23 protein-coding genes are annotated in these 15132 nt (G+C 67.3%); 1 reads left to right on the forward strand and 22 read right to left on the reverse strand.

The features are described 5' to 3' along the window. Positions 1–29: 29 nt before the first annotated feature. Both rplM and ACFXMG_RS15520 read right to left on the reverse strand, forming a co-directional pair. Positions 30–473, reverse strand: a complete 444-nt coding sequence (gene rplM / locus ACFXMG_RS15515; RefSeq protein WP_383826931.1) for a 50S ribosomal protein L13 — start codon at positions 471–473, stop codon at positions 30–32. 223 nt (positions 474–696) lie between these two features. Continuing rightward, positions 697–2319: an ABC-F family ATP-binding cassette domain-containing protein gene (locus ACFXMG_RS15520; RefSeq protein WP_383826929.1), complete on the reverse strand. Its 1623-nt coding sequence runs from the start codon at positions 2317–2319 to the stop codon at positions 697–699. A 56-nt stretch (positions 2320–2375) separates the two neighbouring features. On the opposite strand from ACFXMG_RS15520, the gene ACFXMG_RS15525 reads away from it, so the two are divergent. Beyond that, positions 2376–3368, forward strand: a complete 993-nt coding sequence (locus ACFXMG_RS15525) for a hypothetical protein (protein WP_383826926.1) — start codon at positions 2376–2378, stop codon at positions 3366–3368. A 6-nt stretch (positions 3369–3374) separates the two neighbouring features. Here the strand turns inward: ACFXMG_RS15525 and truA are convergent, their stop codons facing one another. The 20 genes from truA to rplN all read right to left on the reverse strand — a co-directional run bounded on the left by truA (position 3375) and on the right by rplN (position 15113). After that, positions 3375–4232, reverse strand: coding sequence for a tRNA pseudouridine(38-40) synthase TruA (gene truA, locus ACFXMG_RS15530; RefSeq protein WP_383826923.1), 858 nt, complete (start codon positions 4230–4232; stop codon positions 3375–3377). 82 nt (positions 4233–4314) lie between these two features. Continuing rightward, positions 4315–4785: a 50S ribosomal protein L17 gene (gene rplQ / locus ACFXMG_RS15535; protein WP_383826920.1), complete on the reverse strand. Its 471-nt coding sequence runs from the start codon at positions 4783–4785 to the stop codon at positions 4315–4317. A gap of 149 nt (positions 4786–4934) precedes the next feature. Next, positions 4935–5957, reverse strand: coding sequence for a DNA-directed RNA polymerase subunit alpha (locus ACFXMG_RS15540; protein WP_030759338.1), 1023 nt, complete (start codon positions 5955–5957; stop codon positions 4935–4937). Positions 5958–6087: 130 nt separating this feature from the next. Then, positions 6088–6492: a 30S ribosomal protein S11 gene (gene rpsK / locus ACFXMG_RS15545; protein ID WP_003956432.1), complete on the reverse strand. Its 405-nt coding sequence runs from the start codon at positions 6490–6492 to the stop codon at positions 6088–6090. Positions 6493–6558: 66 nt separating this feature from the next. Continuing rightward, the gene (gene rpsM, locus ACFXMG_RS15550; RefSeq protein ID WP_015035595.1) at positions 6559–6939 is read right to left on the reverse strand and encodes a 30S ribosomal protein S13; all 381 of its coding nucleotides are present in this window, start codon (positions 6937–6939) and stop codon (positions 6559–6561) included. 191 nt (positions 6940–7130) lie between these two features. Continuing rightward, on the reverse strand, positions 7131–7244 hold the full coding sequence (gene rpmJ / locus ACFXMG_RS15555) for a 50S ribosomal protein L36 (RefSeq protein WP_003956441.1): 114 nt from the start codon (positions 7242–7244) through the stop codon (positions 7131–7133). A gap of 63 nt (positions 7245–7307) precedes the next feature. Next, complete coding sequence (gene infA, locus ACFXMG_RS15560) at positions 7308–7529, reverse strand: translation initiation factor IF-1 (protein WP_003956442.1); 222 nt, start codon at positions 7527–7529, stop codon at positions 7308–7310. Positions 7530–7693: 164 nt separating this feature from the next. Then, positions 7694–8545 carry a type I methionyl aminopeptidase gene (map, locus tag ACFXMG_RS15565; protein ID WP_383826916.1) on the reverse strand — a complete coding sequence of 284 codons (852 nt, stop codon included), beginning with the start codon at positions 8543–8545 and terminating at the stop codon, positions 7694–7696. Positions 8546–8643: 98 nt separating this feature from the next. After that, complete coding sequence (locus ACFXMG_RS15570; protein WP_383826913.1) at positions 8644–9291, reverse strand: adenylate kinase; 648 nt, start codon at positions 9289–9291, stop codon at positions 8644–8646. Next, the gene (gene secY, locus ACFXMG_RS15575; protein WP_383826910.1) at positions 9291–10610 is read right to left on the reverse strand and encodes a preprotein translocase subunit SecY; all 1320 of its coding nucleotides are present in this window, start codon (positions 10608–10610) and stop codon (positions 9291–9293) included. The genes ACFXMG_RS15570 and secY overlap by 1 nt, the downstream gene beginning before the upstream one ends. Before the next feature lie 215 nt (positions 10611–10825). Further along, entirely contained in the window at positions 10826–11281 is a 456-nt protein-coding gene (gene rplO, locus ACFXMG_RS15580) for a 50S ribosomal protein L15 (RefSeq protein ID WP_030494264.1), read from the reverse strand. A 2-nt stretch (positions 11282–11283) separates the two neighbouring features. Next, positions 11284–11466 (reverse strand): 50S ribosomal protein L30, encoded by a 183-nt coding sequence (gene rpmD, locus ACFXMG_RS15585; RefSeq protein WP_005313525.1) that lies wholly within the window; start codon positions 11464–11466, stop codon positions 11284–11286. After that, positions 11466–12071, reverse strand: coding sequence for a 30S ribosomal protein S5 (gene rpsE, locus ACFXMG_RS15590; protein ID WP_030201551.1), 606 nt, complete (start codon positions 12069–12071; stop codon positions 11466–11468). The genes rpmD and rpsE overlap by 1 nt, the downstream gene beginning before the upstream one ends. Positions 12072–12116: 45 nt before the next feature. Further along, entirely contained in the window at positions 12117–12500 is a 384-nt protein-coding gene (rplR, locus tag ACFXMG_RS15595) for a 50S ribosomal protein L18 (protein ID WP_360308990.1), read from the reverse strand. 3 nt (positions 12501–12503) lie between these two features. Further along, complete coding sequence (rplF, locus tag ACFXMG_RS15600; protein WP_383826905.1) at positions 12504–13043, reverse strand: 50S ribosomal protein L6; 540 nt, start codon at positions 13041–13043, stop codon at positions 12504–12506. Between the two features lie 20 nt (positions 13044–13063). Further along, positions 13064–13462 (reverse strand): 30S ribosomal protein S8, encoded by a 399-nt coding sequence (gene rpsH / locus ACFXMG_RS15605; protein ID WP_030759363.1) that lies wholly within the window; start codon positions 13460–13462, stop codon positions 13064–13066. Positions 13463–13685: 223 nt separating this feature from the next. Then, on the reverse strand, positions 13686–13871 hold the full coding sequence (locus tag ACFXMG_RS15610; RefSeq protein ID WP_003948630.1) for a type Z 30S ribosomal protein S14: 186 nt from the start codon (positions 13869–13871) through the stop codon (positions 13686–13688). 5 nt (positions 13872–13876) lie between these two features. Then, on the reverse strand, positions 13877–14434 hold the full coding sequence (rplE, locus tag ACFXMG_RS15615; RefSeq protein ID WP_383826996.1) for a 50S ribosomal protein L5: 558 nt from the start codon (positions 14432–14434) through the stop codon (positions 13877–13879). After that, on the reverse strand, positions 14431–14742 hold the full coding sequence (gene rplX / locus ACFXMG_RS15620) for a 50S ribosomal protein L24 (protein WP_383826902.1): 312 nt from the start codon (positions 14740–14742) through the stop codon (positions 14431–14433). The genes rplE and rplX overlap by 4 nt, the downstream gene beginning before the upstream one ends. A 2-nt stretch (positions 14743–14744) precedes the next feature. After that, positions 14745–15113 carry a 50S ribosomal protein L14 gene (gene rplN / locus ACFXMG_RS15625; protein ID WP_003956455.1) on the reverse strand — a complete coding sequence of 123 codons (369 nt, stop codon included), beginning with the start codon at positions 15111–15113 and terminating at the stop codon, positions 14745–14747. Between the last annotated feature and the right edge of the window lie 19 nt (positions 15114–15132).

Genomic DNA, 15132 nt, shown 5'->3' on the forward strand with positions numbered 1-15132 from the left:
TCTTTCGTTCTTAGGGGGTGTGGCCGGAACTACTGCGCGACCTGGGTGATCTCGAACGGGACCGGCTGCTGAGCAGCGTGCGGGTGGTTCTCGCCCGCGTAGACCTTCAGCTTCGAGAGCATCTGACGGCCCAGGGTGTTCTTGGGGATCATGCCCTTGATGGCCTTCTCGACGGCCTTCTCGGGGTTCTTGTCCAGCAGCTCGTCGTAACGGACGGAGCGCAGACCACCCGGGAAGCCGGAGTGGCGGTACGCCAGCTTCTGGGTCTTCTTGTTGCCGGACAGGTGGACCTTGTCGGCGTTGATGATGATGACGAAGTCGCCCATGTCCATGTGGGGGGCGTAGATCGGCTTGTGCTTGCCTCGGAGGAGGTTCGCGGCCGTGGTCGCCAGACGGCCCAGGACGATGTCCTGCGCGTCGATGATGTGCCACTGGCGAGTGACATCGCCGGGCTTGGGGCTGTACGTACGCACTTCGTAGCCTTCGCTTCTTCAGTGGATGGAGTCCAGACACACCTGAAGCGATCATGCAGCTGGGGCCTGCACTGCCGGGAACTCCGCCCGTATGCGAGCCACTGGTAACTGCTCCAGGGAACCTGCGTACCGACTCTTCGCGTGAAAACGACGAAGCCAGTACGCATAACAAACCAGAAGCCTACCCGGGTGCCCCCACCCCGGTCAAAACGCGCCGCACCCCCTACCGAGCCCGCTCCACCCGCCGCTCGTCCCACACCGGCTCCGTCGACTCACGCACCACACCGTCCGAACCGAACACCAGATACCGGTCGAAGCTCTTGGCGAACCACCGGTCATGCGTCACGGCGAGGACCGTGCCCTCGTACGACTCCAAACCGTCCTGAAGCGCCTCGGCCGACTCCAGGTCCAGGTTGTCCGTGGGCTCGTCCAGGAGGAGCGCGGTGGTGCCTGCCAGCTCCAGGAGGAGAATCTGGAAGCGGGCTTGCTGGCCGCCGGAGAGCTTGTCGAAGGGCTGGTCGCCCTGGCGCTCCAGTTCGTAGCGGCGGAGCATCGACATCGCCGCGCCGCGGTCCTTCGCGTGCTCGGTCCACAGGATGTCGACGAGGGGGCGGCCGGTGAGCTCGGGGTGGGCGTGGGTCTGGGCGAAGTGCCCGGGGACGACCCGCGCGCCCAGCTTCCACAGGCCCGTGTGGGCCACCGACTCGTCACCGGCGAGGAGCCGCAGGAAGTGCGACTTGCCGGAGCCGTTCGAACCCAGGACGGCGACCCGCTCCCCGTAGAAGATCTCCAGGGAGAAGGGCTTCATCAGGCCGGTCAGTTCGAGGTTCTCGCAGGTCACGGCCCGGACGCCGGTGCGGCCGCCGCGCAGCCGCATCCGGATGTCCTGCTCGCGCGGCGGCTCCGGCGGCGGCCCCGCCTCCTCGAACTTCCGCAGCCGCGTCTGCGCCGCCGCGTACCGGGAGGCCATGTCGTGGCTGACCGAGGCCGCCTGCCGCAGGTTGACGACGAGCTTCTTCAGCTGGGCGTGCTTCTCCTCCCAGCGCCGCTTCAGCTCCTCGAAGCGCGCGAAACGGTCCCGCCGCGCGTCGTGGAAGGTGTCGAAGCCGCCACCGTGCACCCACACGTCCGACCCGGCCGCGCCGGGCTCCACCGCGATGATCTTCTGCGCGGCCCGCGACAGCAGCTCCCGGTCGTGGGAGATGAAGAGCACGGTCTTACGGGTCTCCCGCAGCCGCTCCTCCAGCCACCGCTTGCCCGGCACGTCCAGATAGTTGTCCGGCTCGTCGAGCAGCAGCACCTCGTCGGTGCCGCGCAGCAGCGACTCCAGGACGAGCCGCTTCTGCTCACCGCCGGAAAGTGTCCGCACCTGACGGAACTGCGCCTTGTCGTACGGCATCCCCAGCGCGGCCATCGTGCAGATGTCCCACAGCGTCTCCGCCTCGTACCCCTGCACCTCCGCCCAGTCGGCGAGCGCCTGCGCGTACTTCATCTGCGCGGCCTCGTCGTCGACCGTCATGATCAGGTGCTCGGCCTCGTCGACCGCCCTCGCCGCCTCCCGGATCCTCGGGTGCGCCACCGAGACCAGCAGGTCACGGACGGTCGACTCGTCCCGTACGGAGCCGATGAACTGCGGCATCACGCCGAGCCCGCCGCTGACGGTGACGGAGCCGCCGTGCGGCTGGAGGTCTCCCGCGATCATCCGCAGGAGGGTCGTCTTCCCGGCGCCGTTGGCCCCGACGAGCGCGACGACCGCGCCCTCCCCCACCCGGAAGGAGGCGTCCCCGAGCAGGACCCTCCCGTCGGGAAGGTAGTACTCCAGATGCGCGGCCTCGACATGTCCCATGCTGTGCATTGTCACCGCCCGCGTCGGCTTCCCCCAACCGGTTTAGGATGCGCGGCATGAGCTTTGGGGGATCGCAGTGGCCGCAGGAGCCGCAGCAGCAGGGGCATCAGGGGTACGGACAGCAGCCGCAGCCGGGGCCGTACGGCCACCAGCAGCCTGCCTACGGACAGCAGCAGTGGCAGCAGCGGACGGACCCGTTCGCGGGCGGCCAGGGAAGCGGCCACGGCGGCGACCCGGAAGGCGGCGGGACTCCTGACTGGGGCGCCCTCGCCGACGCCTCCGCCGCCGGCGGCCGCCGCAAGCGCCGACTGCTGATCGCGGGCGGCGTCGTCGCCACGATCGCCGTGGGCGCGGTCGTCGCGACCGCCGTCGTGGCCACGAACAAGAAGAACGACGAGGCCAAGAACGGCGGCCCGGCCCCCACCGCCTCGGTCACCGAGACGGCCTCCCCCACCCCCGCCCCGACCTTCTCCTCCGTGGCCCCGCCGCCCCCGCCGGACCCGAAGGACTACATCACCGATCCGAAGAAGGACAAGGCGCCGCTGACCGCCGAGGGGCTGTACCCCGGCAAGAAGCTCACCATGTTCGGCCGCCCCTACCAGAAGGGCGCGACCTCCTCCACGAAGAACTGCGCCTCGGTCACCACCGGCGGCCTCGGCTCGGTCCTCCAGAAGAACGGCTGCGAGCGCGTCCTGCGCGCCACCTACGTCAAGGACGGCGTGGCGATCACCGTCGGCGTGGCCGTCTTCCCCTCCGAGAAGGCGGCCCTGGCCGCGAAGAAGCAGGCCACCGGCGGCATCGCGACCCTCTCCGGCGCGGGCGTGAAGAACTTCTGCCACGCCACCGTCTGCCTCCGCCGCGCCAACGCGGTCGGCCGCTACGCCTACTTCACCCAGGCCGGCTTCACCAACGGCACCAAGGTCACCACCGGCGACAAGCCGGTCTTCCAGGCCAGCGACGACCTCGGCACCTTCGTCTTCAACCAGATCTACGCCCGCGGCAAGTCCCAGGCGAAGGCCGCGGCCGCCGCCTCGGCCCCGCCGCGGTAAGACGTTTCAGCAGCAGCCCGCGACGCCCGGCAGGGTCCGCTTGTTGCGGGCCTCGCGGCTGCGCGCGGCGAGCTGGTCGTCGGCCGGGTAGCCGACCTCTTCGAGGGTGAGGCCGTGCGGGCGTACGACGTGCACGGCGGAGTCCCGGACCCCGGCGGCCAGCACCTTCCCCGGCCACTCCACCGGCCGGTGCCCGTCGCCGACGAAGAGCAGCGCGCCGACCAGCGAGCGGACCATGTTGTGGCAGAAGGCGTCGGCCTTGACCGTCGCCTCCAGGATCCCGTCGGGCCGCCGCTCCCAGCGCAGCTCCTGGAGCGTGCGGATGGTCGTCGCGCCCTCGCGCTTCTTGCAGTACGCGGCGAAGTCGTGCTCGCCGACCAGCGCGGCCGCCGCCTCGTTCATGGCGTCCAGGTCGAGCGTCCAGTCGTGCCACAGCACGTGCCCGCGCAGCAGCGGGTCGACGCCGCCGGGGTGATCGGTGACCCGGTACGCGTACCGCCGCCAGATCGCCGAGAAGCGGGCGTTGAACCCCTGGGGGGCCTCCTCCACGCTCCACACCCGCACGTCGTGCGAGAGCCGCCCCGCGAGCCGCCTCAGCAGCTTCTCGCGGTGCTCCTGCCACAGCCCCTCCGGCAGGTCCACGTGCGCGACCTGCCCGCGCGCGTGCACCCCGGCGTCGGTCCGGCCGGCGACGGTCAGCTCGTACGTCTCCGAGGACCGCGTCACGGTCTTCAGCGCGTCCTCGATCTCGCCCTGCACGGTCCGCTGCCCGCGGGCCTGCTTGGCCCACCCGGAGAAGTCCCGGCCGTCGTACGAAAGGTCAAGCCGTACCCGTACGAACCCGGGCTGCGCGTCATCACTCACCAGAAAATCCTCTCAGACACACGGGAACGGGCCCGCACCCCAGGGGGTACGGGCCCGTCCGCGAGAAACGTCGCGGGAACGCTTACGCGTCCTTCGCCTCGTCCTCGGTCGCCTCGACGGCGGCGGCCTCGTCGGCCTCCTTGACGGCGCGCTTGGTGGCGGCCTCGGCCTCGGAGACGGTCGCCTTCTTGGCGATCTCGCCCTCGACCAGCTCGATCACGGCCATCGGGGCGTTGTCGCCACGACGGTTGCCGATCTTCGTGATGCGGGTGTAACCACCCGGACGCTCCGAGTAGCGCGGGGCGATCTCGGTGAAGAGGGTGTGGACGATGCCCTTGTCGGTGATCGTCTGAAGCACCAGGCGACGGTTGTGGATGTCGCCCTTCTTCGCCTTGGTGATCAGGCGCTCGGCGACCGGACGCAGGCGGCGGGCCTTGGCCTCGGTCGTGGTGATGCGACCGTGCTCGAACAGCGACTTCGCCAGGTTGGCGAGCAGCAGCTTCTCGTGAGCGGCGGAACCGCCGAGGCGGGCACCCTTCGCGGGACGCGGCATGGTGTTTCTCCTTGTGATCTGCACCGGCCGTATGAGGTACCGGTGTCAGTGTCCGAGCGAGCGAGTGCCCGTCGGAGACCCCGGGCCCCTTCAGGGGCGCGGGGAACTGCGCGACCAGCCGAAGCGGACCCGCAGCAAGAACGTGACCGTCAGTACTGCTCGGTCTCGACGAACCCGGCATCCGCATCGTCATCGGCGCCGAAGGCGTCCGCCGCGGCGGTCGGGTCGAACCCGGGCGGGCTGTCCTTGAGCGCGAGGCCCATGCCGGCCAGCTTCGCCTTGACCTCGTCGATCGACTTCGCACCGAAGTTGCGGATGTCGAGCAGGTCGGCCTCGGAGCGCGCCACGAGCTCACCCACGGAGTGGATGCCCTCACGCTTGAGGCAGTTGTACGAACGAACGGTGAGCTCAAGCTCCTCGATCGGCAGCGCGAGGTCGGCGGCGAGGGCGGCGTCCGTCGGGGACGGGCCCATGTCGATGCCCTCGGCGTCGATGTTCAGCTCGCGGGCGAGACCGAACAGCTCGACCAGGGTCTTGCCGGCGGACGCCATGGCGTCACGCGGGCGCATGGCCTGCTTGGTCTCGACGTCGACGATGAGCTTGTCGAAGTCGGTGCGCTGCTCGACTCGGGTCGCCTCGACCTTGTAGGTGACCTTGAGAACCGGCGAGTAGATGGAGTCGACCGGGATACGACCGATCTCCTGGCCCACCTGCTTGTTCTGGACGGCGGAGACGTAGCCGCGACCGCGCTCGACGGTCAGCTCCATCTCCAGCTTGCCCTTGGCGTTCAGGGTCGCCAGGACGAGGTCGGGGTTGTGCACCTCGACACCGGCCGGGGGCGCGATGTCGGCGGCGGTGACCAGACCCGGGCCCTGCTTGCGCAGGTACATCACGACCGGCTCGTCGTGCTCCGAGGAGACGACCAGCTGCTTGATGTTGAGGATGAGGTCGGTGACGTCCTCCTTGACGCCCGGCACGGTGGTGAACTCGTGCAGGACACCGTCGACGCGGATGCTGGTGACAGCGGCACCCGGGATCGAGGAGAGGAGGGTACGGCGGAGGCTGTTGCCGAGGGTGTAACCGAAGCCCGGCTCCAGCGGCTCGATCACGAACCGGGAGCGGAACTCGTCGACGACCTCTTCGGTCAGCGACGGACGCTGAGCGATAAGCATGTGTGTTCCTTCAGTCGTGGACGCCCACTATTTGACGTCCGACAGGTGCTACAAGGGTACGGGCGGTACGCCTCAAGAAGAGGCGCACCGCCCGAAAGCCCTGGTCAGGCAGGCCCTGCGTCAGACGAGGTCAGACGCGGCGGCGCTTGGGGGGACGGCAGCCGTTGTGCGGCGTGGGGGTGACGTCCTGGATCGAGCCGACCTCGAGGCCGGTGGCCTGGAGGGAGCGGATCGCGGTCTCACGGCCGGAGCCGGGACCCTTGACGAAGACGTCGACCTTGCGCATGCCGTGCTCCTGCGCGCGGCGGGCGGCCGACTCGGCGGCCATCTGCGCGGCGAAGGGGGTGGACTTGCGCGAGCCCTTGAAGCCGACGTGGCCGGCGGAGGCCCAGGAGATCACGTTGCCCGAGGGGTCCGTGATCGAGACGATCGTGTTGTTGAACGTGCTCTTGATGTGCGCGTGGCCGTGAGCGACGTTCTTCTTTTCCTTGCGGCGCACCTTCTTGGCAGCGCCCTGACGACCCTTGGGGGGCATCTCTTACTCCTACGGGAGGTGGTCGGTCCTACAGCGAAGACCGCTTGGTCAAGCGTCCGCTGAGGACTACTTCTTGCCCGGCTTCTTCTTGCCGGCGATGGCGCGACGCGGGCCCTTGCGGGTACGAGCGTTCGTGCTGGTGCGCTGGCCGCGGACGGGCAGGCCACGACGGTGGCGGAGGCCCTGGTAGCAGCCGATCTCGACCTTGCGGCGGATGTCGGCGGCGATCTCGCGACGGAGGTCACCCTCGGTCTGGAGGTTGGCGTCCACGTACTCGCGGATCTTGACGAGGTCTTCCTCGGCAAGATCGCGGACACGGGTGGACGGGTTCACGCCGGTCGCGGCGAGAATCTCCTCGGACCGGGTACGCCCGATGCCGAAGACGTAGGTGAGTGCGACCACCACACGCTTTTCGCGCGGGATGTCAACACCGGAAACGCGTGCCATTCAATGGCTCCTGTGTTCTCGGGGGTCTGCTGCAGAACCGTTCCCGGCTGCCGTATGAGGTACAGGTCGGGTCCCCGGCCCCCGCCGGAGGTGCCGTCAACCGTGCGGAGACGGTCGGACGGGCTCTGCGTATGTACGTATTGCTATGCGTCGCGCGAAGAACTGCGAAGTAGCAGGTCGGTCGGCGTGCGTCAGCCCTGGCGCTGCTTGTGGCGCAGGTTGTCGCAGATGACCATGACCCGGCCGTGACGGCGGATCACCTTGCACTTGTCGCAGATCTTCTTGACGCTCGGCTTGACCTTCATGGGATGTGAGGTTCTCCGGGTCAGTGCCACCACCCGCGCGCGAAGGCGGGGTGCGGGCAAGATCTACTTGTACCGGTAGACGATCCGGCCACGCGTCAGGTCGTACGGAGACAGCTCCACGACGACCCGGTCGTCCGGGAGGATACGGATGTAGTGCATCCGCATCTTGCCGGAGATGTGCGCGAGGACCTTGTGACCGTTCTGGAGCTCCACCTTGAACATGGCGTTCGGCAGGGACTCGATCACGGTGCCCTCGATTTCGATGGCACCTTGCTTCTTGGCCACGCTTCGCCCTTCGAATCGGCTACCTTGATCGACTCTCACTCCCCGGTGCGGACACACGGGTACACGAGAGCCGACGCATCAGTCTACGTCAGGCCCCTCGAAAAGACGAATCCGGGGAATCTGCCCAACGCGGAAGATCATTAAGCCGGCGAAAACACCGGCACCTACGCCAGCGGATCCGGCGCCGCCGTGACGCCCAGTTCCGCGAGCTTCGCCTTGCCGCCGTCGACGGCGGTCAGGACCAGGGGGCCCTCCTCCGTGAGGGCGACGCTGTGCTCCCAGTGGGAGGACCAGGTGCCGTCGGCGGAGACGACGGTCCAGTCGTCCTCCAGGACCTCGGTGTGCGGCGTACCGAGGGAGACCATCGGCTCGATCGCCAGGCAGAAGCCGGGGACCAGCTTCGGGCCCTTGCCCCGCTTGCGGGAGACGTAGTTCAGCAGGTGCGGGTCCATGTGCATCTCGGTGCCGATGCCGTGGCCGCCGTAGTCCTCGACGATGCCGTACTTCCCCAGGCTGTGGTCGCCGGCGGCCGGCCGCGGCTGACGCTTGATGTACGACTCGATCGCCTTCGAGATGTCGACCAGGCGCGCGCCAAGCCGCATCGCGGCGATGCCCGCCCACATCGACCCCTCGGTCACCCGGGAGAGCTCGATGAGCTCCGGCGCGTGACCGGTGCCGACGAAGGCGGTGTACGCGGCGTCGCCGTGCCAGCCGTCGACGATCGCGCCGGCGTCGATCGAGATGATGTCGCCGTCCTTGAGGACGGTCTTCTCGTCGGGGATGCCGTGGACGACGACCTCGTTGACCGAGGTGCAGATGGTCGCGGGGAAGCCGCCGTACCCGAGGAAGTTCGACTTCGCCCCGTGGTCGGCGATCACCTTGCGCGCGACCTCGTCCAGGTCCCGGGTCGTGGCGCCCGGCACGGCCGCCTCGCGGGTCGCCGCGTGGATGGCGGCGACGACCAGCCCCGCCTCACGCATCTTCGCGATCTGCTCGGGGGTCTTGATCTGCACCATCGTGGCCGGGGCCTTTCCATCGGGTAAGGGAGACAGAACAACGATACGGCCGCGGCGCCCGTCAGGGGCACCGCGGCCGTATCGCGTGAGCGTGGGGGTTACTTCTTCAGCGCGTCCATCGCCCGCGCCGTGACCTCGTCCACCTTGCCGAGCGCCGAGATCGTCACGACCAGGTTCTGCGCCCGGTAGTAGTCGATGATCGGCTCGGTCTGCGTGTGGTAGACCTCCAGGCGCGTACGGACGGTCTCCTCGGAGTCGTCGGCGCGCTGGTAGAGCTCACCACCACAGGTGTCGCAGACGCCCGCGGTCTTCGGGGCGTTGTACTCGACGTGGAAGACGTGCGAGGAGTCGTTGCGGCAGATGCGGCGACCCGCGATCCGCTTCACGACCTCGTCCTCGGGGACCTCGAGGTCCAGGACCGCGTCCAGCTGCATGTCGTCCGCCTTGAGCACGACATCCAGGGCCTCGGCCTGAGCCACGTTGCGCGGGAAACCGTCGAGCAGGAAGCCGTTGGCGGCGTCCGACTGCTCCATGCGGTCCTTGGCCATCCCGATGGTCACCTCGTCCGGGACGAGCTCGCCCCGGTCCATGTAACCCTTCGCCTCCAGGCCCAGCGCCGTGCCCTGCGAGATGTTGGCACGGAACAGGTCACCCGTGGAGATGTGCGGGATGGCCAGGTTCTTGGCAAGGAACGCGGCCTGCGTTCCCTTGCCGGCCCCGGGCGGTCCGACGAGGACGATTCGCATCAGCGGAGGAACCCTTCGTAATTGCGCTGCTGGAGCTGGCTCTCGATCTGCTTCACGGTCTCCAGCCCGACACCCACGATGATGAGGATGCTCGTCCCACCGAAGGGGAAGTTGGCATTGGCACCGCCGAAGCCTGCCAACGCCATCGTCGGCACAAGAGCGATCAGACCCAAGTACAGCGAGCCCGGCCAAGTGATCCGGTTGAGCACGTAGCTCAGGTACTCGGCAGTAGGTCGACCAGCCCGGATACCCGGGATGAAGCCACCATACTTCTTCATGTTGTCGGCGACTTCCTCGGGGTTGAACGAGATCGCCACGTAGAAGAAGGCGAAGAACACGATCAGAAGGAAGTACGTCGCGATGTAGTAGGGGTGGTCACCCTTGACGAAGTGGGCTTCGATCCAGGTCTTCCAGCCCGAGCTCGAGTTGGAGAACTGCGCGATGAGAGCCGGGATGTAGAGCAGCGACGACGCGAAGATGACAGGAATCACACCTGCCTGGTTCACCTTCAGCGGGATGTACGTGGACGTACCGCCGTACGACCTGCGGCCGATCATGCGCTTCGCGTACTGCACCGGGATGCGGCGCTGGGCCTGCTCGACGAAGACGACGAGGGCCACCATCACGAAGCCGATGAGGATGACGGTGCCGAACTCGATCCAGCCCTGGGCGAGCTTGCCGCTCTCCTTGATGGCCCACAGGGCGCCCGGGAAGCCGGCGGCGATCGAGATGAACATCAGGATCGACATGCCGTTGCCGATGCCGCGGTCGGTGATGAGCTCGCCGAGCCACATCACGAGGGCGGTGCCGGCGGTCATGGTGAGGACCATCACCGTGATGGTGAAGATCGAGGGGTCCGGGACGACCTGGTCGGCGACGGGGCAGCCGCTGAACAGCGCACCGCTCTTGGCGGTGGCCACGAGGCCCGTGCCCTGGAGGATCGCCAGCGCGATCGTCAGGTAGCGGGTGTACTGCGTGATCTTCGCCGTACCGCTCTGGCCCTCCTTCTTGAGGGCTTCGAGACGCGGGATCACGACGGTGAGCAGCTGGAGGATGATGCTCGCCGTGATGTACGGCATGATGCCGAGCGCGAAGATGGTGATCTGCAGCAGTGCGCCGCCACTGAACATGTTCACCAGGCCGAACAGGCTGTTGTTGCCTTCGCTCGCCTGGTCCACGCACATCTGGACGGCCTCGTAGCTGACACCGGGGACCGGGATGTGGGCCCCGAGGCGGTACAGCACGATGATCGCCAGCGTGAAGAGCAGCTTCTTGCGCAGGTCGGGCGTCTTGAACGCCCGGGCGAAGCCGGTGAGCACGGTGCCTCCTGCGACCCCCGCGCTATGCGTCAGAGGTGACGGTCTTGAGATTCGATAAGGACTGATTGGATCGGTCCCGGCTCCGCGGTCTATACCGCATGAGCATGGACGGTGCACGCCACCTTACCGGCGACCATGCCCCCCTAGGAACGACCAACCGGGGATGCCCCTTTTGAGAGGCATCCCCGGTCGGATGTTCAGGCCATCGAGTCGTCTCAGACGAGCTCGGTGACGGTGCCGCCAGCAGCGGCGATCTTCTCCTTGGCGGAGCCGGAGACGGCGTCGACCGTCACCTGAAGCGCCACGGAGACCTCGCCGGTGCCGAGCACCTTGACGAGCTGGTTCTTACGAACCGCACCCTTGGCGACCAGATCGGCCACCGTGACCTCGCCACCCTGCGGGTAGAGCGCGGCCAGCTTGTCCAGGTTCACGACCTGGTACTCGGTGCGGAACGGGTTCTTGAAGCCCTTGAGCTTCGGGAGACGCATGTGGAGGGGCATCTGGCCACCCTCGAAGCGCTCCGGAACCTGGTAACGGGCCTTGGTGCCCTTGGTACCACGACCGGCCGTCTTACCCTTCGACGCCTCACCACGACCGACACGGGTCTTGGCGGTCTTGGCGCCCGGGGCGGGACGGAGGTTGTGGATCTTGAGCGGGTTGTTCTCCGCCATGATCAGTCGACCTCCTCAACCGTCACGAGGTGGCGGACGGTGTGCACCATTCCGCGGAACTCGGGGCGGTCCTCCTTGACGACCACGTCGTTCAGGCGCTTGAGCCCGAGCGAACGCAGCGTGTCGCGGTGGTTCTGCTTGCTACCGATGTACGACTTCGTCTGCGTGATCTTGAGGCGAGCCATTACGCACCCGCTCCCGCACGCGCACGGAGCAGAGCCGCGGGGGCGACGTCCTCGAGGGGCAGACCACGGCGAGCCGCGATCTCCTCGGGACGCTGCAGGCCCTTGAGGGCCTCCACGGTCGCGTGCACGATGTTGATCGCGTTGTCGGAGCCGAGGGACTTCGACAGGATGTCGTGAACGCCGGCGCACTCGAGCACGGCGCGCACCGGGCCACCGGCGATAACACCGGTACCGGGGGAAGCCGGCTTGAGCAGGACGACGCCCGCGGCCTTCTCACCCTGGATGGGGTGCGGGATGGTGCCCTGGATACGGGGGACCTTGAAGAAGTGCTTCTTGGCCTCCTCAACACCCTTGGCGATGGCGGCCGGCACCTCCTTGGCCTTGCCGTAACCGACACCGACGGTGCCGTCACCGTCGCCCACCACGACCAGCGCGGTGAAGCTGAAACGACGACCACCCTTGACAACCTTGGCGACGCGGTTGATCGCGACTACGCGCTCAACGTACGCGGTCTTCTCGGCGGCGGCAGCGCCACCGTCGCGGCCCTTCCGGTCCCGCCGCTCGCCGCCACCGGCACCGCTGCCGCGGCGCTGGGGTCCAGCCATTGGATTACCTCTCTCTGTTACGTCCGTTAGTCCCGGAACCGGGGCTTAGAACTTCAGCCCGGCTTCGCGGGCGGCGTCAGCCAGAGCGGCAATGCGCCCGGCGTACCTGTTGCCACCACGGTCGAACACGACGGCCTCGACACCGGCGGCCTTGGCGCGCTCGGCGACCAGGGCGCCGACCTGCTGGGCCTGCGAGGACTTGGAGCCCTCGCCGCCGCGGACGGAGGCGTCCAGGTGGGACGCCGACGCCACGGTGTGGCCCTTCAGGTCATCGATGACCTGCGCGGTGATGCCGCGGTTGGAACGCGTCACGACGAGGCGCGGACGCTCCGCCGTACCCGACACGCTCTTGCGGATGCGCAGGTGACGACGCGCCTTCGCGGCGCGCTTGTAAGCGTCGCCCTTGGCGATCTTGACACCGTATGCCATGGCTTACTTACCAGCCTTTCCGACCTTGCGGCGGATGACCTCGCCCGCGTACTTGACGCCCTTGGCCTTGTACGGGTCGGGCTTCCGCAGCTTGCGGATGTTCGCGGCGACCTCGCCGACCTTCTGCTTGTCGATGCCCTCGACCGAGAACTTGGTCGGCGACTCGACCTTGAACGAGATGCCGTCGGGCGCCTCGATAAGGATCGGGTGGCTGTAGCCGAGCTGGAACTCCAGACCGGAGCCCTTCGCGGCCACGCGGTAACCGACACCGCTGATCTCGAGCGCCTTGACGTACCCCGCGGTCACACCGGTGATCATGTTGGCCACCAGCGTGCGGGACAGGCCGTGGAGGGCCTTGTTCTGACGCTCGTCGTTCGGACGGGTGACGTTCAGAACGCCGTCCTCGCCCTTAACGATCTCGATCGGCGCGGCGACGGTGTGGGTCAGGGTGCCCTTGGAACCCTTCACCGTGACCGTGCGGCCCTCGATGGTGACGTCCACGCCGGCGGGAACCGTGATGGGGAGCTTGCCGATTCGCGACATTGCTATTCCTCCGTTCCCGACTACCAGACGTAGGCGAGGACTTCCCCACCCACGCCCTTCTTCTGCGCCTGCTGGCCGGTCAGGAGACCGTGGGACGTGGAGATGATCGCCACGCCCAGGCCGCCGAGGACCTTCGGCAGGTTGGTGGACTTCGCGTAAACCCGGAGGCCCGGCTTCGAGATCCGCTTGATGCCCGCGATGGAGCGCTCACGGTTCGGACCGAACTTCAGGTCGACGACGAGGTTCTTGCCGACCTCGGCGTCCTCGACCTTCCAGCCGGTGATGAAGCCCTCCTGCTGGAGGATTTCCGCGATGTGCGACTTGATCTTGCTGTGCGGCATCGTCACGGTGTCGTGGTACGCCGAGTTCGCGTTACGCAGACGCGTGAGCATGTCTGCGATCGGATCAGTCATGGTCATGAATTGGCCTTCGGCCTCTCTCGCCGGGGTTTCCTGGTGCACCATCCCTCTCCCCGATCCGAGACGGGGCGGGTGCGGTGCGGGGGACCTACGGCGTAGTAAGTCGTAAGGGCGGCGGACGCCCAACCCCACTAGCCTAAGCCATGCGGGGACAGGAGTCCGCCAACCCAATGCCTACCGAGAGACTCCGGTCATTCGCCAACGCCCAATGGGCGAAGGGGAATTACCAGGAGCTCTTGGTCACGCCCGGCAGCTCGCCACGGTGAGCCATCTCACGGAGGCACACGCGGCACAGGCCGAACTTGCGGTACACGGAGTGGGGACGACCACAGCGCTGGCAGCGCGTGTAGCCACGCACGCCGAACTTGGGCTTGCGGGCAGCCTTCGCGATGAGAGCCTTCTTCGCCATCTCGCTTACGCCTCCTTGAACGGGAAGCCGAGGTGACGAAGGAGCGCACGGCCCTCAGCGTCGTTGGTCGCCGTGGTGACCACGGTGATGTCCATACCCCGGGTACGGTCGATCTTGTCCTGGTCGATCTCGTGGAACATGACCTGCTCCGTGAGACCGAAGGTGTAGTTGCCACGGCCGTCGAACTGCTTCGGCGACAGGCCGCGGAAGTCGCGGATGCGCGGCAGCGCGAGCGACAGCGTACGGTCCAGGAACTCCCACATGCGGTCACCGCGGAGGGTGACGTGGGCACCGATCGGCTGGCCCTCGCGCAGCTTGAACTGCGCGATGGACTTGCGGGCCTTGGTGACGGCCGGCTTCTGGCCGGTGATCGTGGTGAGGTCGCGGATCGCGCCCTCGATCAGCTTCGAGTCACGGGCGGCGTCGCCGACACCCATGTTGACCACGATCTTCACGAGGCCGGGGATCTGCATGACGTTCTCGTACGAGAACTCGTCGCGCAGCTTGCCCGCGATCTCCTCGCGGTACTTCGTCTTGAGACGCGGAGTGGTGGTAGCCATCAGATGTCCTCACCCGTCCGCTTGGCAACGCGGATCTTGTTGCCCTCGTCGTCGAAGCGGTAACCGACACGCGTGACGACCTTGGCGCCGTCCTTCTCCACGACCAGCTGGACGTTGGAGACGTGGACCGGAGCCTCGGTGGTCACGATGCCGCCGGCCTGGTTCGGGCCGGCCTTCGTGTGCTTCTTGACCCGGTTGACACCCTCGACCAGGACACGGGAGTCGGCGGGGTAGGCCGCGATGACCTTGCCCTGCTTGCCCTTGTCCTTGCCGGTGATGACCTGGACCAGGTCGCCCTTCTTGATCTTCATGCTTACAGCACCTCCGGCGCGAGCGAGATGATCTTCATGAACTTCTTCTCGCGCAGCTCACGGCCGACCGGGCCGAAGATACGGGTGCCACGAGGGTCGCCGTCGTTCTTGAGAATGACAGCGGCGTTCTCGTCGAAGCGGATGTACGAGCCGTCCTGGCGGCGGCGCTCCTTGACGGTGCGAACGATGACCGCCTTGACGACGTCACCCTTCTTCACGTTGCCACCGGGGATCGCGTCCTTGACGGTGGCGACGATGACGTCACCGATGCCCGCGTAGCGGCGACCCGAGCCACCGAGAACACGGATGCAAAGGATCTCCTTGGCACCAGTGTTGTCGGCGACGCGAAGTCGCGACTCCTGCTGGATCACGTCTATCTCCTGATTGTCT

This window comes from Streptomyces sp. NPDC059201 (genome assembly GCF_042754585.1).
Taxonomy (GTDB): domain Bacteria; phylum Actinomycetota; class Actinomycetes; order Streptomycetales; family Streptomycetaceae; genus Streptomyces.

Excerpts from the sequence above, each read along its gene's own strand:
- rplQ (WP_383826920.1), bottom strand. The coding sequence starts at position 4,785 with ATGCCGCGTCCCGCGAAGGGTGCCCGCCTCGGCGGTTCCGCCGCTCAC.
- ACFXMG_RS15540 (WP_030759338.1), bottom strand. The coding sequence starts at position 5,957 with ATGCTTATCGCTCAGCGTCCGTCGCTGACCGAAGAGGTCGTCGACGAG.
- ACFXMG_RS15525 (WP_383826926.1), top strand. The coding sequence starts at position 2,376 with ATGAGCTTTGGGGGATCGCAGTGGCCGCAGGAGCCGCAGCAGCAGGGG.
- rpsE (WP_030201551.1), bottom strand. The coding sequence starts at position 12,071 with ATGGCTGGACCCCAGCGCCGCGGCAGCGGTGCCGGTGGCGGCGAGCGG.
- rplR (WP_360308990.1), bottom strand. The coding sequence starts at position 12,500 with ATGGCATACGGTGTCAAGATCGCCAAGGGCGACGCTTACAAGCGCGCC.
- rpsK (WP_003956432.1), bottom strand. The coding sequence starts at position 6,492 with ATGCCCCCCAAGGGTCGTCAGGGCGCTGCCAAGAAGGTGCGCCGCAAG.
- ACFXMG_RS15520 (WP_383826929.1), bottom strand. The coding sequence starts at position 2,319 with ATGGGACATGTCGAGGCCGCGCATCTGGAGTACTACCTTCCCGACGGG.
- rplO (WP_030494264.1), bottom strand. The coding sequence starts at position 11,281 with ATGGCGGAGAACAACCCGCTCAAGATCCACAACCTCCGTCCCGCCCCG.
- rplX (WP_383826902.1), bottom strand. The coding sequence starts at position 14,742 with ATGAAGATCAAGAAGGGCGACCTGGTCCAGGTCATCACCGGCAAGGAC.
- rpmD (WP_005313525.1), bottom strand. The coding sequence starts at position 11,466 with ATGGCTCGCCTCAAGATCACGCAGACGAAGTCGTACATCGGTAGCAAG.
- rplF (WP_383826905.1), bottom strand. The coding sequence starts at position 13,043 with ATGTCGCGAATCGGCAAGCTCCCCATCACGGTTCCCGCCGGCGTGGAC.
- rpsM (WP_015035595.1), bottom strand. The coding sequence starts at position 6,939 with ATGGCACGCGTTTCCGGTGTTGACATCCCGCGCGAAAAGCGTGTGGTG.
- rpmJ (WP_003956441.1), bottom strand. The coding sequence starts at position 7,244 with ATGAAGGTCAAGCCGAGCGTCAAGAAGATCTGCGACAAGTGCAAGGTG.
- ACFXMG_RS15610 (WP_003948630.1), bottom strand. The coding sequence starts at position 13,871 with ATGGCGAAGAAGGCTCTCATCGCGAAGGCTGCCCGCAAGCCCAAGTTC.
- ACFXMG_RS15570 (WP_383826913.1), bottom strand. The coding sequence starts at position 9,291 with ATGCGAATCGTCCTCGTCGGACCGCCCGGGGCCGGCAAGGGAACGCAG.
- rpsH (WP_030759363.1), bottom strand. The coding sequence starts at position 13,462 with ATGACCATGACTGATCCGATCGCAGACATGCTCACGCGTCTGCGTAAC.
- map (WP_383826916.1), bottom strand. The coding sequence starts at position 8,545 with ATGGTGCAGATCAAGACCCCCGAGCAGATCGCGAAGATGCGTGAGGCG.